Here is a 26,097-nt window from a genome sequence, read left to right as displayed (position 1 = left end):
CATGAAGAATTCAGCTTGGACAGAAACACGCTTCACACGCACACACTGGTAGGCGGATGCACGATTTTGCTTCACCATTGATGGATACGGATGTATCACTGGGCTATCCAGCCATCCACGAACCATGAGCCCTGCCCTTGATGCCTTCTGCTGAATCCGCGCACGACACCGCCTCGTCCAGCTGCGCGCGCGAACCGATCCATACCCCCGGCGCGATCCAGCCGTACGGTGTGCTTCTGGTCGTTGAGCCGCAGTCCCTGCAGGTGCTCGAGCGCGCCATCAGCCATCCGGGGCTGCTGCAGCAGTTCGGCGAGCCGTTGGCGCAGCATGTCAGCAAGGTGCTTGGCGGTGCGCTGGCGCCGTTCCAGGCGTTGTTCCAGCAGGCGACGGTCGGCAGCAGCGCGCATGTCGGTGCCGTGCATCTGGATGGCCATGGCCGCCATCAACTGCTGCTGCACCGCTCCGCCACCGATCTGCTGGTCGAGCTGGAAGCGCCGGTTCCCGGCCAGCCCGGCTCGCTGGAAGAACTGTATCCGGCCATCCGCGAGCTGATGGCCGGGATCGAGTCGGCCGGCACCGTGGAAGACCTCTGCCAGCTGGCTGCCGCGCACATGCGCCGGCTGACCGGCTTTGACCGCACCCTGGTCTATCAGTTCGATGCCGGCTGGAATGGCATCGTGGTGGCCGAGGATGGCAACGGCCTGTTGCCGTCCTACCTTGACCTGCGCTTCCCCGAATCGGACATTCCTGCGCAGGCCCGCGAACTCTACCGCCGCAACCGGGTGCGCCTGATCGCGGACAACAACTACACCCCCGCGCCGTTGATGCGGGCCGACGACCATCGCGACGCACCAGCCACCGACCTGAGCCTGGCCGTGCTGCGCAGCGTCTCGCCGGTCCACCTGCAGTACATGCGCAACATGGGGACCGGCGCATCGATGTCGGTATCGCTGGTGCATGAAGGCCGCTTGTGGGGGCTGGTGTCTTGCCACACCGTGCAGCCACGGCGCCTGCCCTACCACGTGCGTACCGCCTGCGAGCTCATGGGCCAGATCCTGTCGCTGCAGATCGCGTTGAAGGAGCGGGCGCGTGCGATCGAAGAGCGCGTCGCGCGGCGCTCGATACTGGTCAAGCTGCTGGGTCGCATGGCCGGCGACGAGGACTTCATGGCGGCCCTGCGCCAGGACGAGGCCAGCCTGCTGTCGCTGACCGGCGCGGCCGGCGCGGCGATCGTTCACAAAGGCGATTGCCTGCGTGTTGGCCAGTGCCCTTCCGCCAGCGACGTGCTGGCCCTGGCGAACTGGTTGGCCGCGCAGCAGGCCGGTCAGGAAACCTACTGCACCGATCACCTGGCAGCCGACTGGTCGCCTGCCGCGCAGCTGGCCGATGTGGCCAGCGGCCTGCTGGCGGTGTCCATTTCGCAGTTGCATGACAGTTATTTGATGTGGTTCCGGCCGGAAGTGGTGCGTACCGTGCGCTGGGGTGGCGATCCTCGCAAGGAAGCCGCACCGGGCGTTGCGCTGTCCCCGCGCAACTCGTTCGAGGCCTGGAAGGAGACCGTGCAGCAGCGCAGCCTGCCGTGGAGCGACGCTGATTGCGAAGCGGCACACGAAATGCGCACGGCCATCGTCGATATCGTGTTGCGCAAGGCCGAGGAAATGGCCGAACTGAACGAGCAGCTGCTCCGCAGCAACAAGGAACTGGAAGCCTTCTCCTATTCGGTCAGCCACGACTTGCGCGCTCCCTTCCGTCACATTGTCGGCTATTCCGAGCTGCTGGGCAGCTCGGCGGGCGAACGCCTGAACGATACCGAGCGCCGCTTCCTGGACACGATCGTGGAATCGGCCAAGTCCGCCGGCACGCTGGTGGATGACCTGCTCAGCTTCTCGCAGATGGGACGCTCCACGCTGGGGCGTGTGCGGCTGGACATGACCGCGCTGGCCGAGGATGTGCGCCGGAGCCTGGCCCTGGACTACACCGGCCGCGACGTGCAGTGGACGCTCGCACCGCTGCCGGAGGTTGAAGCCGATCCGACGATGCTGCGCCTGGTCTGGCAGAACCTGCTGGCCAACGCGATCAAGTTCACCCGCGAGCGCGAACATGCAGTGATCGAGGTTGGTCACGAGCGAAACGACGAGGAAGACCACTTCTTCGTGCGCGACAACGGCTGCGGCTTCGACATGCGCTACGTGGACAAGCTGTTCGGCGTGTTCCAGCGCCTGCACCACGTCGAAGAGTTCGAAGGCACCGGCATCGGCCTGGCCAATGTCCGCCGCATCATCGGCCGCCATGGCGGCCGTACCTGGGCCGTGGGCGAGCCCGGCAAGGGCGCGACCATTCACTTCACCCTACCCCGCTCCACAGGAGAACACCCATGAGGGACCTGCGGCCGATCCTCCTGGTAGAGGACAGCCCCAAGGATGCAGAGCTGACGATGGCCGCGCTTGAGCGCTGCCAGCTGTTGAACGATGTCATCCATGTACGCGACGGCGCCGAAGCGCTGGATTACCTGCGCTGCGAAGGCAAGTTCGCCGGTGCCATGCACGGCGGCCCGGTGGTCGTGCTGCTGGACCTGAAGCTGCCCAAAGTCAATGGCTTGGAGGTACTGGAGCAGGTCCGTGGCGACCCGTACCTGAGCAGCACCCCGGTTGTGATGCTGACCTCTTCGCGCGAGGAGCAGGATCTGGTGCGCAGTTACGAACTGGGCGTCAACGCATTCGTGGTCAAGCCGGTCGACTTCAAGGAGTTCTTTGACGCCATCCAAGGACTGGGCATGTTCTGGGGCATCACCAACCAGCCACCACCGCACCGGCCCAGCGGCTCGGGGCAGCACAATGCGTGATGGATCGCGCCGCAGCGAGCGCCTGCGCATCCTCATGCTGGAGGACAGCGCGCTTGATGCGGAGCTGATCACCGCACAGCTGCGGCGTGCCGGCCTGGAGTTCGAGGTCGAGCGCCTGTGGACGCGCAATGCGTTCATCGAGGCCATCGACAACCGTGCGTTCGACGTGATCCTGGCCGACCATGTGCTGCCCGGATTCGATGGCGATGCGGCCCTCGCGCTGGCGCGCGAGCGGATTCCACAGACCCCTTTCATCTTCGTCTCCGGCACACTGACGGAAGAGCTGGCCGTGCAGGCGCTGACCCGTGGCGCGCGCGATTACGTCGTCAAGCAGCGCCTGCAACGCCTGCCGGATGCGATCCGCCGCGCTCGCCAGGAAGCCCATGAACGCGCCCAGCTGATGCATGCCCAGGCGGCGCTGAACGAGAGCCAGGCGCAGCTGCAGCAGGTCACCGATGCCGTACCCGCGCTGATCGCCCAGCTCGACAACGCGCATCGCTACCGGTTCGCCAACAAGGCGTTCCTGGACTGGCATGGATTCAGCCTGGCCGAGCTGCTGGGCCGGACCGCGCGCGATGTCAGCGGCATCTCCGCTTTCGAACACGCCTTGCCCAGCCTTGAACGGGTACTGCAGGGCGAACGCACGAGCTTCCAGGTCGAGCTCGTCCATCGCAGTGGCGAGTCGCGTTTCGTACAGATGGAATGCGTGCCGGAGCATGCCGCCGATGGCAGCGTGGCCGGCTACATCTGCCTGGGCAGCGACATCTCGCTGCTGAAGCAGGCCGAGCTGGCCCTGCGTGAGGACAACCACCTGCTCGAGCAGCAGGTGCAGGCGCGCACGGCCGAGCTGCGCGCCAGCAAGCGCCGCCTGCAGGCGATCTTCGAGTCCAGCTTCCAGCATCAGGTGCTGCTGGATCTGCGCGGATGCGTGGTCGATGCCAATGACGCTTCCTTGGCCGCTGTACTTGCAGACAAGAAGGACATTGTTGGCCAGCACTTCGCCGAATCGGTCTGGTTCGCCACCACCGAGGGCATGGGCGCAGCGATCGACCGCGCCGTCGGAGACGCAGCGCAGGGCCGCAGTTCACTGCATGCGCTGGAGCTGGAGCTCCCGACCGGCCGCCGCAGCTTCGACTTCTCGTTCCGTCCGCTGCTCGACGCCGAAGGGGCGGTCACCGCCGTTGTCTCCGAGGCCGTCGAAACCACCGCACGCCTGCAGGCCGAGCACGCGCTGCGCCAGTCACAGAAGATCGAGGCGGTCGGTCAGCTCACCGGCGGCATCGCGCATGATTTCAACAACATCCTGACCGTCATTTCCGGCAATGTCGAGCACGCCATGCTGCTCAGTGAAAGGGCTGGCGAGGCCGGTGCGCTGGTGGGCCGTGCGCTGGACAATGCGCTGAAGGGGGTGGGCCGTGCCGCCAGCCTGACCCAGCGCCTGCTGGCGTTTGCCCGCCGCCAGCCGCTGCGCAGCCAGGCCGCTGACCTCAATGTCCGCCTGCTGGACATGCACGACATGCTGCAGCGTGCACTGGGTGAACTGGTGCAGCTGGAGATCCGCAGCGCGGAGGACATCTGGTGCGTGGAGATCGACATCAGCCAACTGGAGGCCTCCGTACTGAACCTGGCGGTCAACGCCCGCGATGCGATGCCGCATGGCGGGCGGCTGGTGATTGAAGTCGACAACAGCCATCTGGACCACGACTATGCCGCGCTGTTCCCGGATGCAACGCCGGGCGAGTACGTGATGCTGCGGGTGCGCGACAACGGCCACGGCATGGATGCGGCGACGCTCGCCCGGGTCTTCGAACCCTTCTTCACCACCAAGCAGGTTGGCCGTGGCACCGGCCTGGGCCTGTCGATGGTGCACGGGTTCGTCAAGCAGTCAGGCGGCCACGTGCTGATCGATTCGGTGGAAGGCGGCGGCACCAGCATCACCATGATGTTCCCGCGTTCACTGCTGCCGTTGCCCAGCGAGGCGCGCACTCCGCAGACCGGCCTGGCAGGCTATTCGCCGCGCGAGGAAACCATCCTGGTGACCGAGGACAACGACGATGTCCGCGCCCACACGGTGGATGCACTGCGGCTGCTGGGCTACCGGGTATTGGAAGCCCACGACGGCCCTTCCGCACTGCGGCTGCTGGAACGCCCGGATACCAGGGTGGACCTGCTGTTCTCGGACGTGGTGATGCCCGGCATGTCGGGCTGGGAGCTGGTGCGGGAAGTCCGTGAACGCTGGCCGGAGGTCGCCGTGCTGTTCACGTCGGGCTATCCCCGTGACCACGACCAGGTGGGCAGCCAAGGGCGGGCCGTTGCGCTGCTGCCAAAGCCGTTCACCCGAAGTGATCTGGCGACGGCCGTGCGCACCGCGCTGGAGGCAGCGCCACACTGAGGTCAGGACGCCGGATCGCGCCCGCCGGCCGCGATCCGGTTGATGTCCGCGCACTCCACCGTCGCCGGTGGATGCTCCCTGGCGGCCAAGGCAATCATCGCTTGGCCCAGTGCCAGGTTGCTCGTCACCAACGAAGGTGCAACCGCACCGGCCAGTTTCATCAATGGCGCACCGCCCCAGTAAAGGGGCTTCAACATGGCATGACGGGTGCCGGTGCCCGGCACCGGCCTGACACCGCCCGGGCGCAGCATCACGGTGCGCACCGGCAGGCTCTGCAATGCGACTTCGGTCTCGCCCTTGATCCTCAACGGCATCAGCCGGCTCCGAGGGTCCGCGCCGGCACCGGATACATACAGAAAGCACCCTTCGGGATTCGCAGCCGCCCAGGCAAGGGCCACCGCCAGAGTGGTGTCCAGGGTCACGCGTCGGTACTCGGCCTCTGCCGTTCCAACCGGTGGCGCCCCGGCACAGTAGAAGCAGGCATCGAACCCGGCCAGTTCATCCGACCGGTCCTGGATACGCAGGAAGTCCGGAACGATCAGTTCGCTGCCGGCGCCGCTCAGACTTCCCGGATGGCGGACCAGCGCTGTCAGGCCGGACACCTGTGGTGAGCGTTGGCAGGCCAGCGCCACACCTTGCCCGACCAGGCCTGCGGCACCGGTCAACAGAATCCGTAATGCGCCCGTCCCGGCCATCGTCATCCCCGCTAGAGTTTCACGAAACGCTGGATCTTCCGCGCCAGCCAGCCACTGAACACCAGCGGCGCATCCAGCGCTGACACGCAGATGCAGGGGACACCGGGCGCGGTCACCGGTTGATGCTCCACGTCTTCGTCCAGATCTGCCACGTCACCCGGTGCGAACAACCCCAGCGCATCATTGTACGAACCCCGCAGGATCTGGGTCAGTTCGCTGCGGCCATGGCTGTGCATGGGCAGGCACTTGCCCGGGGCAATCTTCAGCATGATCAGCGAGGGGATCTGCTCGGCACGGATGCAATGCACGCCGGGCGCCATCCAGCGCCAACGCAGCTCGCTGAGCGATGCGCCGAAGTACGGGTGCAGTGATGCAGGAAGGTGGTCGGGGTCGGCCTCGGGCCGCTCCCTCGGCACAGGGCGCCTGGTTCCGGCGATGGCGCTCGGCGCCTCCGAGGCCAGCTGCATCAGCATGGCCTCGCGCAACTGCTCGCGACGCCCGTCGGCAGCGGGCGGTTGGGTCTGCTCCAGCAACATCGAGCCGATTGCCTCGGCATCGCGCAGGCGCTGGCGGCAGTGGGGGCACTGCTCGAGGTGGGCACCGGCCACGATGCTCAACGGCGCCGGCAGCGCGCCGGCGGCATAGCTCATCAGCGTGGATTCGTGCAGGTGGTGGTGCGGATTCACAGCGCACCTCCCACTTTGGCCTGCAGTTGCAGGAACGCACGTCGCAGGTGTGACTTTACCGTCCCCAGCGGCATGCCCAGCGCCTGGGCAATCTCACTGTGGCTCTTCGCCTCGAAATAGGACATCCGCACCAGCCTCGCCTGCACGGCGGGCAGCTCGTTGATGCGCTGGCGAAGGCGCGCCTGGTCGGCGAACTGCTCGGCACTGCTGCGCTCGATCACGTCCACGGCCGCGGCGTCTTCCACCGCTGCCTGCACCTGCATCCAGCTGCGCTCGCGACGGATGCGGTCGATCTGCAGGTTTCGCGCGATCCGGTACAGCCAGGTACTCAGCGCGCCCTGGGCCGCATCATACTCGGCCGCCCGCAACCACAGGCGCAGCAGGCACTCCTGCGCCATTTCCTCGGCCACGGCGTCGGGTGCCCCCAGGCCACGCAGATACACGCACAGCCGCGGCATGAAGTAGTCATAGATCCGCATGAAGCAGTCGCGGTCGCGCAGCCGCGCCACACTGTCCATGTCATCGGCCCAGTTCGTCGGCTCGCTGCTGGGCTGCTGGGAACTGGACACGGTGCGTGCGGTATCGAAGTTGAGGAGGGTGCTGGCGGCGTCAGGGTACATCTGCGTGAGCGGCGGGCAGGTGAAGGTCTGTCCTCTCTACGCGCAGGGGTGGCCATTGGATGCAGCAGGCACTGCGCATCCAAGCAGCCACGGCCACCGTATGACCTGAGCCTCCCTACCGGACGAATACCATGCGCACTGCCTGGCTGCTGCTATGCCTGCCCCATGCCGCGCTGGCGGCGCCCTGGCTGCGCAACGAGGGCGTGGCCACCTCGGCGCAGGGCGACCTGCTCTATCGTGAAGTGCACTGGCGGCGCGACCCATCGGAGGGTGCCGAACGCTGGGTGCTCTATCAGTGCCCGGATGGCCGCCCCTTCGCCCGCAAGCATCTGCCGGCCAGCGCGCGCCCGCAGGCCCGGGGTTATTCGCTGCAGGACAGCCGTAGCGGGCAAACCGCTGAAGTCGACGCCAGTGGCGAGTCGGTGTCCATCGCCTGGAAAGAAGATGCCGCCAGTGAGCTGCGTCAGCGTCGGCTTGAGCTGGCGCCGGATGCGGTGATCGACACGGGCTTCGACGCCGCGGTGCGCCAGCATTGGCCAGCGCTGCTGCGAGGTGAACGCATCAGCCTGCCCTTCCTGGTGCCGGGGCGGCAGCGCTTCTTCCCGGTGCAGGTGCGGCGTACCGGCCCTGTTCGCTGGCAGGGCATCGACGCCCAGGCCATCGAGGTCAGTCTGGACACGTGGTACGGCGGCATCGCGCCGCGCCTGTCGCTGGTCTATGCCAGCGCCGACCGCCGCCTGCTGGAGTTCCGCGGCACCAGCAACCTGCGCGATGCCCGCGGCACCTACCCACAGGTCACGGTGCGCTTCAGCTCGCCGATTGCCGAGCGGTCCGCCAGCGAATGGCAGCAGGCCTGGACGCAACCCCTGGTGGGGCGCTGCAGCGTGATGCCCAAGTGAAGCCGAAATTCTCCACAGCCGGCCGCATCCATTGCGCGCACTGCTGCGTAGAGGAAGACACGACACCCGCCGAGATCCGCCATGGCCTCTGTAGCGCCCCTCCCCCGCCGACCTTGGCGCCTGCTGCGCACCCTGAAGCGCTGGGTCGACACCGGCAGCGCTGCAGACCACGCCGCTGGCGAGCCCGGACGCATCGACTGGCTGCGCGCCGTACCGTTCGCGTTGATGCACCTGGCTTGCATCGCGGTGATCTGGGTAGGTATCTCGTGGACCGCAGTGATCGTCGCCGCAGCCCTCTACGCAGTGCGCATGTTTGCGATCACCGCCTTTTACCACCGCTACTTCTCGCACCGGACGTTCCAGGCATCGCGAACGGTGCAGTTCGTGTTCGCGGTGATCGGCGCGTCCAGCGTGCAACGTGGGCCGCTGTGGTGGGCGGCCCACCATCGCCATCACCATCGGCATGCCGACCAACCGCTGGACCCGCACTCGCCGCGCGAAGGCGGCTTCTGGCGCAGCCACATGGGCTGGTTCCTGACCCGTGAGGCATTCGCCACGGATCTATCGCGCGTGCCTGACCTGGCGCGCTTCCCCGAGCTGCGCTGGCTGGACCGCTTTGATACGGCGGTACCGGTACTGCTGGCTGCTGCGCTGTACGCACTCGGCGCCGGCCTGGAGCGCTGGGCGCCCGGGCTGCACACCTCTGGCCCGCAGTTGCTGGTGTGGGGCTTCTTCATTTCCACCGTGGTGTTGTTCCACGCCACCGTCACCATCAACTCACTGGCCCATCGTTTTGGCCGGCGGCGCTTCGAGACCCGTGACGACAGCCGCAACAACCTCTGGCTGGCGCTGCTTACCTTCGGCGAAGGCTGGCACAACAACCACCATTTCTTTCCTGGCACCGTCCGCCAGGGGTTCCGCTGGTGGGAGATCGACCTGACCTGGTACGGGCTGCGCGCAATGGCGGCCTTCGGCCTGGTGAGGGGGCTCAAGCCCATCCCCGAGTGGGTACTGGCCAAGGCGAGGTACTGACATGCGCATCGCGATCATCGGCTCCGGCATCGCTGGCCTGGCCAGCGCCTGGTGGCTGGACGGCGAACACGAAGTGACGCTGTTCGAGGCCAACGATTACCTGGGCGGGCATACCCACACCCATGACGTGCAGGTGGACGGCACGCGCATGGCGGTGGATACCGGTTTCATCGTCTTCAACCCCCTGCACTACCCGCTGCTGACGGCACTGTTTGAAGAACTGGGCGTGGCCTCGCAGCCGACCACCATGAGCTTCTCAATGCACAGCGAGCGCAGTGGCGTCGAGTACAACGCCACGTCGCTGGATGGCCTGTTCTGCCAACGTCGCAACCTGGTTTCGCCACGTTTCTGGGGAATGCTGGCCGACCTGCGCCGGTTCTACCGGGATGCGCCGCTGCTGCTGGCGGAAGACGAAGGCCCGACACTGGGCCAGTACCTGCGCGGCCAGCGCTACGGTGCTGCGTTCATCGACGAGCACCTGCTGCCGATGGCTTCAGCGCTGTGGTCGTCACCGACCGACACGGTCATGCAGTTCCCGGCCCGCTACCTGGCCCAGTTCATGGCCAACCACCAGATGCTGCAGATGACCGGGCGCGCACCTTGGCGGGTAGTCAGCGGTGGCTCGGCACGCTATGTCGATGCCCTGCGTGCCCGCTGGCGGGTACGCGAGCGGCTGGAATGTCCGGTCCATTCGGTCGAGCGCATGCCGTGGGGCGCGCGCGTGCACAGCGCGGCCGGCGTGGAGGGCTTTGACGAGGTCATCATGGCGTGCCACAGCGACCAGGCGCTGGCCCTGCTCCGTGACGCCGATCCGGTCGAACGCGACGTGCTCGGCGCCATCCGCTACCAGGCCAACGAAGCAGTACTGCATACCGACGCATCGCTGCTGCCGCGCAACCGCAAGGCATGGGCCGCATGGAATGCACACGTTCCCAAGGAGCCAGGCGCGCCCTGTACGGTCAGCTATTGCATGAACCTTCTGCAGGGCCTGCCCGGTGACACCCCGCTGGTCGTGACCCTCAACCGCAGCGAGGCGATCGATCCGGCCAAGGTGCTGCGCAGGCTGCACTATGCCCATCCGGTCCACGACCACGCAGCGGTACGCGCGCAACAGCGCTGGGCTGAGCTGCAGGGCCGCCGCCGCACCTGGTTCGCGGGCGCGTACTGGGGCTGGGGTTTCCACGAAGACGGCATCCGCAGCGCCCGCCGCGTGGTGGACGCGATGCGCGAGTGCACCCCGCACCGCGACACCATCGCACCCGGCGAGGTGGCAGCGTGAGTGCCAGCGCACTCTACTTCGGGCAGGTGATGCACCGACGGCATCATCCGCAGCCCCACGCGTTCCGCTATCCGATCGCGCAGCTGCTGCTCGATCTGGATGAGCTGGAGACCGTGTTCGCCGGGCGCTGGCTGTGGTCGGTCAATCGCCGCAACGTGGCCGAGTTCCGCCGCAGTGACTACTTCGGCAACCCTGCGCAACCACTGGCCGATGCGGTGCGCGACCATGCCGCGGCTACCCTGGGTTATCGGCCCACCGGCCCGGTGCGCCTGCTCACCCATCTTCGCTTCGCCGGGCACGTATTCAATCCGGTCAGCTTCTACTACTGCTACCGGGCCGATGGCAACACCTTGGACTGCATCGTCGCCGAGATCACCAATACCCCGTGGAAGGAGCGGCACGCCTATGTGCTGCCGGTAGCTGCGGCCACCGGCGACGGGGCATCACTGCGCTGGACATTCGACAAATCCTTTCACGTCTCACCCTTCATGCCGATGGACTGCCGCTACGACTGGCGGTTCAACGCACCTGGCGATGATCTTCGCGTGCACATGCAGGTCTGGCGCGACGGCGTTCGGCAGTTCGACGCCACCCAGTCCATGCAGCGAAGGGTGCTGGACGGCCCTGGGCTGGCCCGGGTACTGGCCTGCTACCCCTTGATGACCACGCAGGTGGTGGCCGCCATCCACTGGCACGCGCTGCGGCTGTGGCTGAAGCGCAACCCCGTGCACGACCACCCTGCTCTTGCCGAGAAACCACGATGAATTCGATGACTCCCCTGGTCGCCTTGCCACGTCCCGGCGCCCTGGATGCATTCCTGCGCCGCCGCCTGCTGGCCCAGCTTGCCCCCATGCGCGACGGCCGCCTGTGCGTGCGTGATGCACTCGGCGAAGTCTGGCTGGGCGATGCGCATGGCGAACTGCATGTCACCGTCACCATCGATGACCCGGCGTTCTACCGCAAGGTTGCAGCGCAAGGCAGTGTGGGTGCAGGTGAAAGCTACATACAGGGCGAATGGCACTGCGATGACCTGGTGGCGCTGATTCGGCTGCTGGTACGCAATCGCGACCTGCTCGACGGCATGGAGCGTGGCCCGGCCCGCCTGGGCGGCTGGCTGTTGCGGGGCTGGAACCGCCTGCGCCGCAACAGCCGCGAGGGCAGTCGCCGCAACATAGCCGCGCACTATGACCTGGGCAACGACTTCTTTGCCCTGTTCCTGTCGCCGGACCTGATGTATTCCTCAGCCCTGTTCGACAAAGAAGACGAGTCGCTGGAATCCGCCTCCCGGCGCAAGCTGGACCGCATCTGCCAGCAGCTGAAGCTCAAACCGGGCGACCGCGTGGTGGAGATCGGCACCGGCTGGGGTGGTTTTGCGCTGCACGCCGCGCAGCACTACGGCTGCCACGTCACCACCACCACCATCTCCGCAGAACAGCATGCGCTGGCGGCAGAGCGCGTGCGCGCCGCAGGCCTGCAAGGCCAGGTCACGCTGCTGATGCAGGACTACCGCGACCTGCAGGGCCAGTTCGACAAGCTGGTGTCGATCGAGATGATCGAGGCCATCGGCGCCGAGTACCTGGACACCTACATGGCGACGTTGCAGCGCCTGTTGAAGCCTGATGGCGTTGCCCTGCTGCAGGCCATCACCATCGAGGACCATCGCTACGAGCAGGCCCGGCGCAGCGTCGACTACATCAAGCGCTACGTGTTCCCCGGCAGCTTCATTCCGTCGATCAACGCGATCATGGCCGCCAAAACGCGGTCCAGCGACCTGCAGCTGATCGCCCAGCAGGACTTCGGCCACTCCTACGCGCTGACCCTGCGCGCCTGGCGCCAGCGCTTCCTCGTCCGGTTGCCCGACGTGCAGGCGCAGGGCTTCGATACGCGCTTCTGCCGCCTGTGGGAGTTCTACCTGGCCTATTGCGAGGGCGGCTTCCTGGAGCGCTCGATCGGGGTCTCCCATCTGCTGATGGCGCGCCCGGGGCATCGCCCGGGCGCCTCATCGGGCCAAGGCAGTTGAGATGCGCCGGTTCTGGGCCAATCTGCTTGGCAACCAGCTGGTCTGGCTGTGCGCCGTGGCCGGCGCCGGGCGCGGCTGGCAGTGGCCGGCGTTGCTGGCAGCCTCTCTGTACATCGGCAGCCAGCTGCTGACGTCGCCGCAACCACGGCTGGACCTTCGGTTGATGGTGCTGGCGCTGGCCTGCGCCTGGCTGGTCGATGCCAGCGCCGCTGCGACCGGCACCGTTCGTTACGCCGCCGCCCCGCTCGCCTGGGCGCCTCCGCCGTGGATCATGGCGCTGTGGGCCGCGTTCGCGATGACGCTGACGACCTCGATGCGCTTCCTGCTGCGCCACCGTGCCCTGCCGGCGCTGTTCGGCCTGCTGCTGGCACCCCTGGCCTATCTGTCCGCGGCACGTGGCTTTGATGCAGTGCGGTTCGCTGTGCCGGCATGGCAGGGCCTGCTGGTACTGGGTGCGGGCTGGTGCATCGCGCTTTCACTGCTGTGCCACTGCGCCCGTCGCGGCTCACGAGCCAGCTCGCCGCCCCTGGCTGGAGTTCCTTCATGAACCATCTCCTGTGGGTCCTGCTGTACACCTTGCTGATGATGAGTTGGGGCTGGGCCTGGCAGCGCCGCCACCAGAACATCGGCGTGGTCGATGTGCTCTGGGCCAAGGGCGTAGGTGCATCGGCCCTGTTGCTGGCGCTGCTCGGCGACGGCGCGACGGTGCCGCGGATCGCGCTGGGCGTGCTCGGCGGCCTCTGGGGCAGCCGTTTGGCCCTGCACCTCTGGCACCGGGTCCGTAGCGAACCGGAAGACGGGCGCTACCGCTATCTGCGCGAACACTGGCAGGGCCACCAGGGCAAGATCTTTGGCTTCTTCATGGCGCAGGCATTGCTGGTGGTGCTGTTTGCCCTGCCCTTTGTCGCAGTGGCTGCCAACCCGAGCAGCCGCATGATGTGGTGGGCCGTGGCCGCCGCGCTGGTGTGGCTGCTGAGCGTCGGCGGCGAAGCACTGGCCGACCGGCAGCTGGCCCGGTTCCGCGCCGACCGGGCAAACAAGGGCCGCACCTGCCGCGAAGGGCTCTGGCGCTATTCCCGCCACCCCAACTACTTCTTCGAGTGGCTGCACTGGTTCACTTATGTGCTGCTCGCGGTCGGTTCGCCACTGTGGTGGCTGGCGTGGGCCGGCCCATTGCTGATGTACGTGTTCCTGCGCTACCTCAGCGGCATTCCATTCACCGAGAAACAGGCGCTGCGCAGCCGCGGCGACGACTATCGCGCGTACCAGCGCAGCACACCGATGTTCTTTCCCTGGTTCCCCCGTTCTTCCAAGGAGCATTCCGCATGAGCGCGATCCCGTCACTGAATCCTGCCGAAGACGCGGAAACCGGGCTGATCGCCTGGGCTGAACGCGGGCTGGTCCCCGATGCGGCGCTGCGTGCGGGCATCCGCCGCTTGTGCGCACAACGCCTGCATGAGGAAAGCGAAGGTGGCATCGAAGGCCAGTCGGCGCGCTTCAGCCGGCGCATCGCCGAGCTGGCCGACAGCCCACTCGCATTGCACACCGACGCAGCCAACCGACAGCACTATGAAGTGCCAGCTGCCTTTTTCCAGGCCTGCCTGGGCAAGCGACTGAAGTACAGCAGCTGCTACTACCCCACCGGGCGCGAAACGCTGGACCAGGCCGAGGACGCGATGCTGGAACTGTACGGCCAGCGCGCAGGCCTGGCCGATGGCCAGCAGATTCTCGAACTGGGATGCGGCTGGGGCTCACTGACCCTGTGGATGGCAGAACGCTACCCGCAGGCCAGCATCACCGCCGTTTCCAATTCGCACAGCCAACGCCAGCACATCATGGCGCAGTGTGAAGCCAGGGGGCTGCACAACGTCGAGGTGATCACCCGCGATGTCAACCAGCTTGAGCTGCCTGCGGCACGCTTCGACCGCTGCGTGTCGGTGGAGATGTTCGAACACGTGCGCAACTACGAGCGCCTGCTGGCGGGCATCGCTCGGTGGTTGAAGCCGGACGGCGCGCTGTTCGTGCACATCTTCGCCCATCGCACATTGATGTATCCGTTCGAGACAGACGGCGGCGACAACTGGATGGGGCGGCACTTCTTCACCGGCGGGCTGATGCCGGCAGCTGACACCCTGCTGCATTTCCAGCGCGACCTGCGGCTCGACCAGCGCTGGCTGCTGGACGGCACCCACTACCAGCGCACCGCCGACCACTGGCTGGCCAACCAGGATGCGGCCCGCCAGCAGGTGATGCCGGTGTTGATCGCAACCTATGGCCAGGCTGCAGCGAAGGTCTGGTGGCAGCGCTGGCGGATGTTCTGGATGGCCTGTGCCGAGTTGTTTGGCTATGACGACGGCCAGCAGTGGCTGGTGGCCCACTATCTGTTCCGACCCCGCTGAGGTGCAACATGCGCATGTTCTCGCTGCTTCCCCTGATCGCGGTCGGCCTGTTCGGTTCCGGCTGCAGTTCCAGCGACACCCGCCCGCTGCCGCGCCCGCCATCCGTGGATGTGCCGCGCTTCATGGGCGATTGGTATGTGATCGCGCATATCCCGTCGCGCCCCGAACGCGAGGCCTTCGACGCGGTGGAGAGTTACGCACTTCGTCCCGACGGGCGCATCCAGACCACCTTCACCTACCGCAAGGGCAGCTTCGATGCGCCGCAGAAGTCGATGCATCCCATCGGTCGTGTGGAGAAGGAAGGCAATGGCGCGATCTGGGGCATGCAGTTCATCTGGCCAATCCAGGCCGAGTACGTGATTGCCTGGCTCGACGAGAGCTACCGCCAGACCATCGTGGCGCGCAGCAAGCGCGACTACGTCTGGTACATGGCCCGCACACCACAGGTGTCCGAGCATGACTATGAGCAGGCGGTCGCACGGATTGCGGCCATGGGTTATGACACCCGCAAGCTCAGACGCGTGCCGCAGTCGGTCCGATGACACGCCACGACCCTTTGCGCTGGGCGGCATCGCCCGCCAACTTCTGAAGGGCCTGGATTCGGGCGTGGCGATCCATTACATCAATTAACACCCCTGGATTGATGGTTCGCGCACATTGACTCTTAGGAATAATCGCAAAAATCCAGCAAATTCGGTGCCCGGCGCGGCAGCAGCGCCAGAATGATCGCCACGCCCTCCCGGGCGCCGATCACCTCCCAGCGCATGAATGGATACCCTGCACCGCGCCGTCTGCGGCTCGCACTGCTAGACGATCACGAAGTCGTCCGCCGCGGCACCGCCTTGCACCTGTGCCGCGACGTCCGCTTCAACATTGTCGCCAGCCACACCCACAGCGACGCGTTCATCGGCTGCCTGCGCAAGCTGGCGGTGGATGTCGCCATCATCGATCTCACCCTGGCGCCTGGCGACCGCAGCAGTGATGAGCTGGTTCCCTTGCTGCGGGAGCGCTTTCCTCATGTGCCCCTGCTGGCCTTCGCCACGCTGACGCCAACAACCCGCGTGGACCACCTTCTGGCGGCCGGCATCAGCGGCATTGTCAGCAAATCCGAGCCGCTGCAGATGCTGTCCGAGGCCATCGTGCGTGTATCGCAGGGATTGTGCCGCCTGCCGGCCGATTGCCTGGTCCCGGCCTGCCGCGACGAACTCAGTCGCAATGAACGCGAAGTGCTGGACCTGCTCCTGTCCGGCCTGACCGTGTCGGAGATCGCATTGCGCCGCCACCGCAGCGTCAAGACGGTCAGCACCCAGAAGGTGGCCGCCCTGCGCAAGCTCGGGCTGCGCAATGACGTGGAGATCTATGCACTGCGAGAGCAGCGGAACCTCCGATGAGGCGCCGTGTTCGCCTCCGGTTGCATACCTTTGTCACCTCGTTGATGGTCCTGATCCTGCTGCCAGCAGCCTCGGCCGAGGATGCACATCTGCAGGCGTGGCCGGCGGGTCGCGAAGTGCGGGTCGCCACCGCGCCATCATTGCGCCCGCTGCCTGCACCACTGGCGGACTCGATCCCGCTCCCGACCCTCGCCCACGGCTATGCGCAGCTCGTGGCTGACCATTCCGGACTGCGCTTCCGTGACATCGCCTACACCAGCACGAGGGCAGCGGTCACTGCCGTCTGCCGGCACGAGGCCGATCTGGTGCTGGTGATGGGCGGCCCGGCGCATCGCCCACGGCCCTGCCCCGGCCTGATGGCATCCGGCGCCTTCGATGGCGGCAAGACGGTCCTGGCCGTGCGCAAAGGCGAGCACGCGCCACGTGACGTCGGCAGCGTGAAGGCGCGGGTGCTGGCCGTGATTCGCGGCGGCCCTTATGCCAGCTGGCTGGCAACCCACCATCCGCAGGTCCGCCTGCTGCACTTGCCCGATCGGCATGCAGCCCTGGCCGCCGTGGACAACGGCATCGCCGATGCTGCGATCGGCCTGGAAGCTACACTGCACGCGATGATCCGGCGGCACTTCGCGGGCAAACTGCAGCTTCATCCGTTCGAGAGCGACTTCTCCACCGATCTGCACCTGCTCGTGCGCCGCGAGGACCAGCAGCTGCTGAGGCGCATCGACCAGGCACTGCACGACATCACGCTCGAAGAGCACGCGGGCCTGCTGGCATTGTGGGCGCAGCAGATGCTGCCCGCCCCCGTCGAGAACGCGCTTGACCGGGTGCGCGCCCTGCACCTGCCCTGGCTGCTGTATGTGGCCGCAATACTCATCGGCCTGACCATGTTCTGGCAGGCACTACGTTGGCGAATCGGTCGCACGGAACAACGCCTTGGGCGCGCGGCAGGAATGATCAGCCACGAAGTGCGCAATTCCGCGCAGACGATACTGGCTTCGATCGACCTGCTGAGCCAGTCGCGCCTGTCCAGGAGAGAGCACGACCTGCTCGCGGCCGCGCGTGCCGCCGGCCACGCGCTGCGCAGGCTGCTCGACCGCTCGCTCGCGTTCTCGCGTCTGGCCAGCGGCAGCTTCAGGCCCCACGTCGTACCTTGCGACGTCGGCCAGCTCTGTGCCCATGCACTGGACGCGATCCGGCCGGAGGCACTGCGCAGGGGATTGTCCCTCAAGCTTGATTGCACGCCCGACCCCGCGCCGACGGTCGCACTCGATGCTGACGGGCTGCGCCAGATTGTGGACAACCTGCTGGGCAACGCGTTGAAGTTCACTGATGCCGGTGGCATCGAAGTGCGCCTGCAGCTGTCACCCATCCCGTCTGCCAGGGAGCTGTTGCTGGATGTGATCGACAGCGGCATCGGTATCGCCCCCGCGCAACTGCCGCTACTGTTCCGCCCGTTCCAGCAGGGAGAGGATGGCCAGAAGCGCGGCGGCACTGGCCTGGGCCTGACGATTGCGCGCGAGCTGGCCATTGCCATGGGCGGCAACCTGGCCGCGTACAGCGTACATGGGCGCGGCAGTCGCTTCACCCTGCGACTGCCGGTCCGCGCTGTCCCTCGCGATCCGCCCACCATCGAGCGCCCGCAGCAGGCGCCGTTGACGGGCACAGAGCTGCTCCTGGTCGAGGACCATGCACTCAGCCGGCGCGTCGTGGCAGAGCAACTGCGTCGGCTGGGTGCCGATGTGTGCGCGGTTGCCGATGCGGAAACCGCGTTGGCCGAACAGGCGCTGCGACCGCGCGGCACGGTGGTGCTGGATATCGGGCTCCACGGCCGGGACGGCTACGGCTTGGCACAGCAGCTGCGCGCGCGGGCAAACGCGCCCCTGCGAGTGATTGCCCTGTCCGCCCGCATGGGGCGCCGGCACGTGGCGCGCTGTCGCCGGGCCGGATTCGACGCCGTCCTGGTCAAGCCGCTGCAGGTGGCAGACTTGCTGCAGGCGCTGGGCCTTCCGCCTTCGGCGCACGCTGCCGCGCCTTGTAGCGCGCGGGGCGCCGACCCGGATTTCGCTGCGGATATCGCCCATGAGCTGGCCGGGATCGAACAGTCCCTGCAGGACGCCGATGCCGCGACATTGCGCCATCATGCGCACCGCCTGCAGGGCACGTTGCAGATGTGCCGGGCAATCGATCAGGCCGGCACCGCGGCCGCCCTGTGGGAGTTGGGGCAGCAGGCCACGCCCGACTGGGTCGAGGCATGGCGACTGCTGCAGGGATTGCAGCAGTGGCACGGCTCCCGCAAGGCGGAAGCCGTGCCTTCAAGCTGATCAGGCCGCCAGGCGCTCGACCTGGCGACGGGTCAGGTCGTTGAATCGCCCCAGCGACATCAGGTGCTGGTGGATCAGCGCCAACCAGCCGCTGCGGTGCCACTCGACCACGGTCGCTTCCGGCAACGCCACGAACTTCTCAACGTCCACCACCAGGAAGCCATTGAGGTTGAACTCGCGGCCATCCGGAGTGCGCACGGTGGCGTTGCGCTCGACCAGCAGGCCGTTGTCGATCAGGGCCTTGGAGAAGGCCTGGGTCTGTTCGTGCTCGCGGGTGTACTGGCCGCAGAACTCCAGCGCCTGCTGCACCATGTCGGTGGCCTTGCCGTCCACGAACAGCGGCTGGCCTTCGTCACCCCCCTTGACCACGCGCGAGCTCTCTTCGTCGATGCCCAGCAGGAAGTCGTTGTCCGCACCGGTGTCGATGAAAATGAAGGGGTGGCGACGCAGGTAGGCCGGAATGTAGGCCTCGTCTTCCCACAGGCCGTCCTTGATGAACAGGTTCTGGTCGGACACACCGACGGCCGCCATCGGCACGGCGGTCGGGCCAGCGAACAGAATCGGGAAGTGGTGCAGGGCCAGCGAGAACTCGCCCAGCACCAGCGGAATGGCGTTGTTGCCGGCCGCAAACTCGAGCCTGCCCGGCAGGATGCGCAGATCGGCGTGCACATCGGCCTGCAGCGGCACCGGACGGGTATAGAACAGGGGAGCGCCGCTCGGCGCCGCTTCGGTGGTGGTGTCGCTGGTGGTGGTCATCTTGGGAACCGTTCAATCATGCGCGCCTGCCATCCCGGGCACGCCAGCGGGAACAACCTGAATCCCGCATTATCAACGAGCTCGATGACAACGGCCACCCCACCGACGGCCTATTTCAGCTGCAAGGGGTAGCGCTGCCAGAGCACGTGCACCAGGAACCCGGCCAGCTCGGTGTCGCGCGCGCTCACCGCGGCACGGATCTTGTCCAGCAGCACCATATCGCTGCAGGAACGCACGTCGGCATGGTTGGCCTGCCCTGCCCGGCGCGCGCGATAACGCGCGGCGCGCTGCGCATCGCTCATCGCGTACCCGAACTTGGGCGGACGGCCGCGCTTGCGCGGCAGGGTCAGCTCCAGGGTTCCGGGGTCTTTGTCATCACGCATGAGAGGGGTGCGGGCGGCGGCGAGCAACGGGGGGCGCAATTTATCGTGAGGCATCACTTTAATCCAGCTTTTTCTGCACTTTTGTTGCGATGCAGCGCCAATGTTGCCGTGTCGGTGCGGATCCATCCACGCATGGCGTGGAACTACTGCAGAGCTCGGACCCGGTCACCCGCTAGATCCACGCCATGCGTGGATGCGGAAACCCGAACAAAAAAGTGGGAGCCCGCGAACGGGCTCCCCTCGCCTTCCTCATGCAGCGCGTACCGGTTCATAGCCGTGCAGGTGCGCTTCGCTGCTGGCCCGTCCCTGGCTGAGCGACCGCAGCGCAGTGGTGTACCCCACCAGCTGCGCCAGCGGCGCGAAGCCACTGACCTCGGCCCGACCGTCCTGGTCGTCGATGCGGGCGATGCGGCCATGGCGCCGGTTGAGGTCGCCCACCACGTCACCCACCGATGTCGACGGCGAATGCACCGTCACCGCCATCACCGGCTCCAGCAGCTGCGTGCCACCCTCGGCCAGCGCCGCCTTGATCGCCTCGGCGCCTGCGCGATGGAACGCCATCTCCGACGAGTCCTTGGCATGGGTCTGGCCATCGACAAGACTGACCTCGATACCGACCACCGGATGACCCTGCGGCCCTTCCGACAGTGCGGCACGCACGCCCTTCTCCACCGCCGCGATGAAGCTGCGCGGCACCACGCCACCGACGATGCGGTCGTTGAACACCACCTGGTCGTCCTCACGCGGCGCCACGTCCAGCACCACGTGCGCGAACTGGCCCTGGCCACCGGTCTGCTTGACCAGCCGCCCAACGACACCCGTCATCGCGCGCATCGGCGTCTCCTGGTAGGCCACGCGCGGCGCACCTACGCCCACGTCGACATTCCACTCGCTGCGCAGGCGCTCGACCATCACTTCCAGGTGCAGTTCGCCCATACCCCAGACCAGGGTCTCCGCCGTATCGCGATCGGTTTCAACGCGGAACGACGGATCTTCCTGGGCCAGGCTCGCCAGTCCCTGCGCCATCCGGATCAGGTCGGCCGCACGCGCCGGTTCCAACCGCCAGGCCAGCACCGGCGCCTGTGCCTGGATGTTCTCCAGGCGCAACGGCAGCGCACGGCCGCTCAGCGTTTCACCGCTGACCGCATCCTTCCAGCCCAGCACCGCCACGATGTCGCCGGCCACGGCCTGTTCAATGTCGTGGGTCTGGTCGGCCTGCACCCGCACCAGCCGGCTGACCCGCCGTCCCTGCGGATGCTGCGAACTGGCCACCGCGTCGCCCACCTTCAAGGTGCCCGAGTACAGCCGCACGAAGCTGAGTGCACCGTGCTGCTGGTGGGTAATCTTGAACAGCAGCCCCGCCAGCGGGCCATCAGGATCCGGCGGCAAGACCACCTCGCCCTCATCGCTTTCGGCGCTGACGGCAGGGCGATCCAGCGGCGACGGCAGGTAATCGACCACGGCATCCAGCAGCGTCTCGATGCCCTTGTCCTTGAACGCAGCACCGGCCAGCACGGGCACGCCCGCACCCGCCAGCGTCGCCCGGCGGATCGCCGCGCGCAGCGCCCCGGCATCGATCACCCGATCTTCCAGCCAGGCATCGGCCAGTTCCTCGTCATGATCGGCCACGGCTTCGACCAGAGCATCGCGCTGGGCTCGCCACTGGATACGTGCCGCGTCGTCCCACGGGCTGATGGTCGTCGCACCGTCGCGCCACTGCAGCACGCGCTCATCGACCAGGTCGACCCAGCCGTTGAAGTCGCTCTCGCTGCCCAACGGCACGCCCAGCGCCCACGGCCGCGCCTGAAGCTTGTCCTGAAGCTGCTCCAGTACGCGCTCGAACGACGCGCCGACGCGGTCCATCTTGTTGACGAAGGCGATCAGCGGCACGCGATGACGGCGCGCCTGGCGCCACACCGTCTCGGACTGCGGCTGCACGCCATCCACGGCCGAGAACACGGCCACGGCGCCGTCGAGCACGCGCAGCGAACGTTCGACTTCGATGGCGAAGTCGATGTGGCCAGGGGTATCGATCAGGGTCAGCCGATGCGGCGGCAGGTCACGCGGTGCCCACTGCGCCTGCACGGCGGCCGCGCCGATGGTGATGCCCCGTTCGCGCTCGATTGCCGAGAAATCGGTGGTCGCATTGCCGTCGTGCACTTCGCCGACGCGATGGATTTCGCCGCTTTTCCACAGCAGGCGTTCGGTCAACGTGGTTTTGCCGGCGTCGATGTGGGCAATGATGCCAAGGTTGCGACGACGGGAAAGGACTTGGGTGTTCATGGGAAAGGTTCCTGCAAAGCCAACTACGGGGGCCGCGCACCCCGGTTGGCGACAGGGCGCGCGGCTAGCGTTCGGTCTCGGCGATCTGGTGCATGGCACGTTCTCCTTGCGGTACATCGGGTTACGGGAAATGGAACTGCGGAAACGAAAAGAGCGCCCCGAAGGGCGCTCTGTCGAAGGTCCAGCGATGGCCGTCTCAACGGCCTCGTGGGGCTCCAGGCAGACACGCCCGTTCCGCGCTTGCGCGGGTCAGGGTGAAAAACTTCAGGAGCGGCATCCGGTTCATGGGGCGCATTCTAGACCTGCCAATCTGGCGCGCAAGTGAATATTGAGCACATAAATGGAACGATGAGGCCGGCAACGATAGGGGTCAGATCCCTTTGCCCCTGGCAAAGGAATCTGACCCCTGGCGGCCTTTACTTGCAGCCGTGCAGCTTACGCGCCTCGGCCACCGTCGCAGCCCGGTCATCGCCCATCGAGATCCAGCCCTGCAGCGACATCGCCGGATCCACATGCGGCTGCCGTGCGCCACCGTGGACCACCACTTCGGTCCAGCTGCCCACCGGCGCCAGTTCGGACAAGCGCGCCGCCTGGTCGTCCTCGGTGCTGAACATGTCGTCCGGACCCGCCGGCGGCGTGGCATTCACGGTTTCCGTCTTGCGGGTCCGGACCCGAAGTGCACCGTCCGGCAGCCGCTGGGTGATCACTTCGTATCGCTCAACACCATATGCCCAGTTATTTTCGCCAAAGCTGCGGGTCTCGCTGCCATCATCAGCCACGGTCACCCTCTCCCCTGCCGGCCCGACAACGCCCGCGACAGCCGCCAGGCCGGACATCAATGCCTGATAGACGATCATCTGCCGCTGCTCGGTGGTCAACGCTCCGGCCTTGAGCTTGGCCGCAGGAATCTTCAGATACGCCGTCTCCCTGCACAGCACCAGCACCTGCTGGTCGTCCCAACTCACCGACATTCCCTCGTTGGCGAAGTACTGCGTCTTCATCGACGTCACAGCGGCGCCCTCGCCACTGGAATGCCGGGTTTCTATCAGCGAGGCGTTCTCGGCCGCGTCGGTCAGCGAAACCTGGGAGGTCGAAGCTGCATGGGCTGCGCAAACGGAAGCAATCATCGTGGCAAGCAGCACGCTGCGCGTGACGGTACGGAACATGGCATCAGTCCATTGAAGAAAACGAAGCAACCATGATACCCGGAGCAACCCGGCGGCCTTCGTTCAGGTCACCACAACCAGCGGCACCCCGCGCCGCGGATGCTCCAGCACCACCACATCCTGCTGGTAGACCCGCTGCAGGTTATCTTCGGTCAGCACCTGCAGCGGCGTACCATCAGCGGCCACCCTGCCCTGCTCCAGCAGCACGATGCGGTCGGCATAGCCAGCCGCCAGGTTCAGATCGTGCAGCACCACGATCACGCACGCACCGGCTTCGGCACAGGCACGCACACTGCGCAGCGTGCGCTCCTGGTGGCGCAGATCCAGCGCGGCCGTCGGCTCATCAAGCAACAACAGCGGCGTGTCCTGCGCCAGCACGCGCGCGAACGTGGTGCGGGCCGATTCACCACCGGACAGCTGCTGCACCTCGCGCAGGCGCAGCGCCTGCAGTTCCGCGGCATCGATTGCCGCTTCCACCTGGGCGTCATCCACCACTGGATCCGGCGGATGCGGCAAACGCCCCATCGCCACCACTTCTTCCACGCTGAAGGCAAAGCGCACGCCGTGCTCCTGTGGCATCACCGCGCGCTCGCGCGCCAGTGGTCCGGCCTTGTAGCTGGCCAGCGGTTTGCCCAACAGGCTCACCTCGCCCGCATCGGCCCGCAGGTCACCGGCAGCCACCGCCAACAGCGTGGATTTGCCCGCGCCATTCGGTCCAACCAGGGCGGTCACCGTACCCGGCTCGAACGCCAGCGAGATGCCATGCAGGATCTCGCGCTGCTGGCGGCGCACCACCACCTCGTGCAGTTTCAGCAGCACGCTCATGGGGCCGCCTTGCGGCGCTGCTGCAGCACCAGCCAGAGGAAGAACGGTGCGCCCAGCGCGGCCGAGAACAAGCCCAGCGGAATCTCCGCGGGCGGATCGAGCGTGCGTGCGGCGGTGTCGGCCACCACGATCAGCAGCGCACCGAGCAGGCCGGACAACGGCAGCAGCCAGCGATGCCCGGGGCCGACCAACAGGCGCGCCACGTGCGGCACCACCAGGCCGACGAAGCTGATCGAGCCGGCAAAGGCCACCGCCGCGCCCACCAGCAGCGCACTGAACGCCACCAGGCGACGCCGCGTGCGGGTCACGTCCAGCCCCAGATGCTGCGCCTGGCGTTCGCCCAGCGCCAGCATGTCCAGCGGCGTGGCCAACCGCTGCAACGCGAACACGCCGATGGCAAACAGGGGCACCACCGCCGCCACATCGGCCCAGTTGGCACGCGCCAGCGAGCCCATCTGCCAGAACACCAGCGACTGCAGCTCGCTTTCGCTGGCGATGTAGGTGAGGAAACCGATCAGCGCCGAGCAGAACGCGGCCATCGCGATACCGACCAGCAGCAGCGTGGCGTTACCCGCGCCTTTGCCGGGCCGTGCCAACGCATACGTCAGGCCGATCGCCAGCGCGCCGCCGACGAAGGCTGCCACCGGCACCAGCCAGCCGGCCGCACCTGCAGCGCCGAGAACAATGGCAGCCACCGCACCCAGCGCAGCACCCTGGCTGACACCGACGATGCCGGGGTCGGCCAGCGGATTACCGAACAGGCCCTGCAGGCTGGCACCGGCCATCGCCAGAGACGCGCCCACCATCGCACCCAGCAGGGCACGCGGAATGCGCAGTTGCCAGACCACGGCCAGATCGCGGCTACTGACTGCCTGCGGATCCAGCAGGCCCAGCTTCACCGCCAGCGCCTGCATCACCTCCAGCGGCGGCAGCCGCAGCGGGCCCACGGCGAACGACGCCAGCACTGCCCCCAGCAGTGCCAGCAACGCCACCAGCAACATCGTCCGCCCGCGACGGCGGCGCCGATCCGCCGGACTCATGCCTTCGGCAACGCCGCCAGGGCCTTGGCCAGCGCCAGCGCGCCAGCACCGGAACCGACACTGGTGTACTTCAGCTGCACGTCCGGCATCACCCAGACCCGATTGGCCTGCCCGGCCGGGGTCTGCTTCAGCGTCGGGTATGCCTTCCACAGGCCCTCGGCACCGCCGAACAGCTGCAGGTCATGCTCGGTCACCAGGATCACCTCGGGCGCTGCGGCGACCACGCCTTCATTGCTCAGCTGCGAGTAGTTCTTCACCCCCGCCTCGGTGCCGATGTTGATGCCGCCCGCCAGTGCGATCAGCTGCGCCGACGCACTGTCGGCACCGGCGACGGTCGGAGAGCCACCGGCGCCGGTGGCCGAGACGTGGATCACTCGTGGTGCATGGCCCAGGCCCTTGCCAATCGCTGCAGCCTCGTCGAGCTGGCGCTGCACCTGCATGGCCAGTGCTTGCCCTGCCTCGGCCAGCCCTAGTGCGGCGGCGACCTTGCGCACCTTGTCCGGCGCCGGCTGCAGGTCATCGATGACCACCGCTGGCTCGCCCACCTCGCGCAGCTTTTTCGCCAGCTCGGTGTGGCGGCGCAGGCTGTTGCCGAGGAACAGCGAGCCCTGCAGGCTCAGCACGCCCTCCACGCCAGTGGTCCGGTTGAACAGGAACTGGTGCGGCGCGGCCAGGCCGGCCTGGGTGGTGGTGTTGGTCGGCGCGGCGAAGACCTGCTTGCCCAGCCCCAGTGCTTCGATCACCGCGATGACGTCGTCGCCACCGGCGATGATGCGACTGGTATCGGCCACTTCAATGTCAGCGCCATCGTCGGAATGCACCTTGGCCGGGAGCACCGCCTTCCGGCCGTGCACGGCCGGCATTTCGGCACCTGCCACGCGCTGCCAGCCTGCCGGCAGCGCGGTTTCCGCAGCGGGCGCCGTTGCTGCGGGCGACTCGGCAGGCGTATTGGCATCAGAGGGAGCCGACGAGCCACCACAGGCAGCCAGCGCCAGCGAAACAGCCAACGGAAGCGCACACAGGCGCAGACGGGACGCGATGTTCATGCACAATCTCCTTGCTGGCAGG

At 67.0% G+C, this 26,097-nt stretch carries 24 protein-coding genes; 14 read left to right on the top strand and 10 right to left on the bottom strand.

Features of this window, described 5'->3' with window-relative positions:
- Positions 1-140 precede the first annotated feature (140 nt).
- From AC5P6A_RS03890 to AC5P6A_RS03880, 3 genes are read left to right on the top strand one after another with little or no spacing between them, the layout of a single operon-like run.
- Positions 141-2,378, top strand: a complete 2,238-nt coding sequence (locus tag AC5P6A_RS03890; protein ID WP_346714820.1) for an ATP-binding protein — start codon at positions 141-143, stop codon at positions 2,376-2,378.
- The gene (locus AC5P6A_RS03885) at positions 2,375-2,842 is read left to right on the top strand and encodes a response regulator (protein WP_019659676.1); all 468 of its coding nucleotides are present in this window, start codon (positions 2,375-2,377) and stop codon (positions 2,840-2,842) included. Before AC5P6A_RS03890 ends, AC5P6A_RS03885 begins: the two co-directional genes overlap by 4 nt.
- A complete protein-coding gene (locus AC5P6A_RS03880) occupies positions 2,835-5,234 on the top strand; it encodes a response regulator (protein WP_346714819.1) in 2,400 nt (799 codons plus the stop codon). The genes AC5P6A_RS03885 and AC5P6A_RS03880 overlap by 8 nt, the downstream gene beginning before the upstream one ends.
- Before the next feature lie 2 nt (positions 5,235-5,236).
- On the opposite strand, the gene AC5P6A_RS03875 is transcribed toward AC5P6A_RS03880, so the two are convergent.
- From AC5P6A_RS03875 to AC5P6A_RS03865, 3 genes are read right to left on the bottom strand one after another with little or no spacing between them, the layout of a single operon-like run.
- Positions 5,237-5,929, bottom strand: a complete 693-nt coding sequence (locus AC5P6A_RS03875) for a Rossmann-fold NAD(P)-binding domain-containing protein (protein ID WP_346714902.1) — start codon at positions 5,927-5,929, stop codon at positions 5,237-5,239.
- 11 nt (positions 5,930-5,940) lie between these two features.
- Complete coding sequence (locus AC5P6A_RS03870; protein ID WP_180877443.1) at positions 5,941-6,615, bottom strand: ChrR family anti-sigma-E factor; 675 nt, start codon at positions 6,613-6,615, stop codon at positions 5,941-5,943.
- Positions 6,612-7,235: a sigma-70 family RNA polymerase sigma factor gene (locus tag AC5P6A_RS03865; RefSeq protein WP_058981669.1), complete on the bottom strand. Its 624-nt coding sequence runs from the start codon at positions 7,233-7,235 to the stop codon at positions 6,612-6,614. The genes AC5P6A_RS03870 and AC5P6A_RS03865 overlap by 4 nt, the downstream gene beginning before the upstream one ends.
- A gap of 131 nt (positions 7,236-7,366) precedes the next feature.
- Here AC5P6A_RS03865 and AC5P6A_RS03860 point away from each other — a divergent pair, with 131 nt between their 5' ends.
- The 11 genes from AC5P6A_RS03860 to AC5P6A_RS03810 all read left to right on the top strand — a co-directional run bounded on the left by AC5P6A_RS03860 (position 7,367) and on the right by AC5P6A_RS03810 (position 18,576).
- Positions 7,367-8,134 carry a hypothetical protein gene (locus AC5P6A_RS03860; protein WP_227844948.1) on the top strand — a complete coding sequence of 256 codons (768 nt, stop codon included), beginning with the start codon at positions 7,367-7,369 and terminating at the stop codon, positions 8,132-8,134.
- 81 nt (positions 8,135-8,215) lie between these two features.
- Positions 8,216-9,166, top strand: coding sequence for an acyl-CoA desaturase (locus AC5P6A_RS03855; protein WP_010485789.1), 951 nt, complete (start codon positions 8,216-8,218; stop codon positions 9,164-9,166).
- Between the two features lies 1 nt (position 9,167).
- Positions 9,168-10,445, top strand: coding sequence for an NAD(P)/FAD-dependent oxidoreductase (locus AC5P6A_RS03850; RefSeq protein WP_155029520.1), 1,278 nt, complete (start codon positions 9,168-9,170; stop codon positions 10,443-10,445).
- The gene (locus AC5P6A_RS03845; RefSeq protein WP_227844947.1) at positions 10,442-11,209 is read left to right on the top strand and encodes a DUF1365 domain-containing protein; all 768 of its coding nucleotides are present in this window, start codon (positions 10,442-10,444) and stop codon (positions 11,207-11,209) included. Before AC5P6A_RS03850 ends, AC5P6A_RS03845 begins: the two co-directional genes overlap by 4 nt.
- Positions 11,206-12,465, top strand: a complete 1,260-nt coding sequence (locus AC5P6A_RS03840) for an SAM-dependent methyltransferase (protein ID WP_058981679.1) — start codon at positions 11,206-11,208, stop codon at positions 12,463-12,465. The genes AC5P6A_RS03845 and AC5P6A_RS03840 overlap by 4 nt, the downstream gene beginning before the upstream one ends.
- A 1-nt stretch (position 12,466) precedes the next feature.
- Complete coding sequence (locus AC5P6A_RS03835; RefSeq protein ID WP_019659667.1) at positions 12,467-13,012, top strand: DUF2878 domain-containing protein; 546 nt, start codon at positions 12,467-12,469, stop codon at positions 13,010-13,012.
- A complete protein-coding gene (locus AC5P6A_RS03830) occupies positions 13,009-13,794 on the top strand; it encodes a DUF1295 domain-containing protein (protein ID WP_164144539.1) in 786 nt (261 codons plus the stop codon). The genes AC5P6A_RS03835 and AC5P6A_RS03830 overlap by 4 nt, the downstream gene beginning before the upstream one ends.
- Positions 13,791-14,864, top strand: coding sequence for an SAM-dependent methyltransferase (locus AC5P6A_RS03825; protein WP_021201796.1), 1,074 nt, complete (start codon positions 13,791-13,793; stop codon positions 14,862-14,864). Before AC5P6A_RS03830 ends, AC5P6A_RS03825 begins: the two co-directional genes overlap by 4 nt.
- 8 nt (positions 14,865-14,872) lie before the next feature.
- On the top strand, positions 14,873-15,406 hold the full coding sequence (locus AC5P6A_RS03820; RefSeq protein ID WP_019659664.1) for a lipocalin family protein: 534 nt from the start codon (positions 14,873-14,875) through the stop codon (positions 15,404-15,406).
- 180 nt (positions 15,407-15,586) lie between these two features.
- Positions 15,587-16,255: a LuxR C-terminal-related transcriptional regulator gene (locus AC5P6A_RS03815; protein ID WP_495222237.1), complete on the top strand. Its 669-nt coding sequence runs from the start codon at positions 15,587-15,589 to the stop codon at positions 16,253-16,255.
- Positions 16,252-18,576, top strand: a complete 2,325-nt coding sequence (locus AC5P6A_RS03810; protein ID WP_495222236.1) for an ATP-binding protein — start codon at positions 16,252-16,254, stop codon at positions 18,574-18,576. Before AC5P6A_RS03815 ends, AC5P6A_RS03810 begins: the two co-directional genes overlap by 4 nt.
- On the opposite strand, the gene AC5P6A_RS03805 is transcribed toward AC5P6A_RS03810, so the two are convergent.
- The 7 genes from AC5P6A_RS03805 to AC5P6A_RS03775 form a co-directional block, all read right to left on the bottom strand.
- Positions 18,577-19,332: a SapC family protein gene (locus tag AC5P6A_RS03805; protein ID WP_019659662.1), complete on the bottom strand. Its 756-nt coding sequence runs from the start codon at positions 19,330-19,332 to the stop codon at positions 18,577-18,579.
- A 110-nt stretch (positions 19,333-19,442) separates the two neighbouring features.
- On the bottom strand, positions 19,443-19,715 hold the full coding sequence (locus tag AC5P6A_RS03800) for a hypothetical protein (protein ID WP_005409616.1): 273 nt from the start codon (positions 19,713-19,715) through the stop codon (positions 19,443-19,445).
- 249 nt (positions 19,716-19,964) lie between these two features.
- Positions 19,965-21,998 carry an elongation factor G gene (gene fusA / locus AC5P6A_RS03795; RefSeq protein WP_495222235.1) on the bottom strand — a complete coding sequence of 678 codons (2,034 nt, stop codon included), beginning with the start codon at positions 21,996-21,998 and terminating at the stop codon, positions 19,965-19,967.
- 416 nt (positions 21,999-22,414) lie between these two features.
- Positions 22,415-23,164: a hypothetical protein gene (locus AC5P6A_RS03790; protein WP_495222234.1), complete on the bottom strand. Its 750-nt coding sequence runs from the start codon at positions 23,162-23,164 to the stop codon at positions 22,415-22,417.
- 63 nt (positions 23,165-23,227) lie between these two features.
- Positions 23,228-23,989 (bottom strand): heme ABC transporter ATP-binding protein, encoded by a 762-nt coding sequence (locus AC5P6A_RS03785; protein WP_021201792.1) that lies wholly within the window; start codon positions 23,987-23,989, stop codon positions 23,228-23,230.
- Complete coding sequence (locus AC5P6A_RS03780) at positions 23,986-25,029, bottom strand: FecCD family ABC transporter permease (RefSeq protein ID WP_111098315.1); 1,044 nt, start codon at positions 25,027-25,029, stop codon at positions 23,986-23,988. The genes AC5P6A_RS03785 and AC5P6A_RS03780 overlap by 4 nt, the downstream gene beginning before the upstream one ends.
- Entirely contained in the window at positions 25,026-26,075 is a 1,050-nt protein-coding gene (locus AC5P6A_RS03775; RefSeq protein WP_021201790.1) for a heme/hemin ABC transporter substrate-binding protein, read from the bottom strand. Before AC5P6A_RS03775 ends, AC5P6A_RS03780 begins: the two co-directional genes overlap by 4 nt.
- Between the last annotated feature and the right edge of the window lie 22 nt (positions 26,076-26,097).

The organism is Stenotrophomonas sp. YJH_SMC_20, from assembly GCF_059367845.1.
Note: the sequence above shows the minus strand (reverse complement) of the source record. Positions and strands in the feature narration are given on the sequence as shown.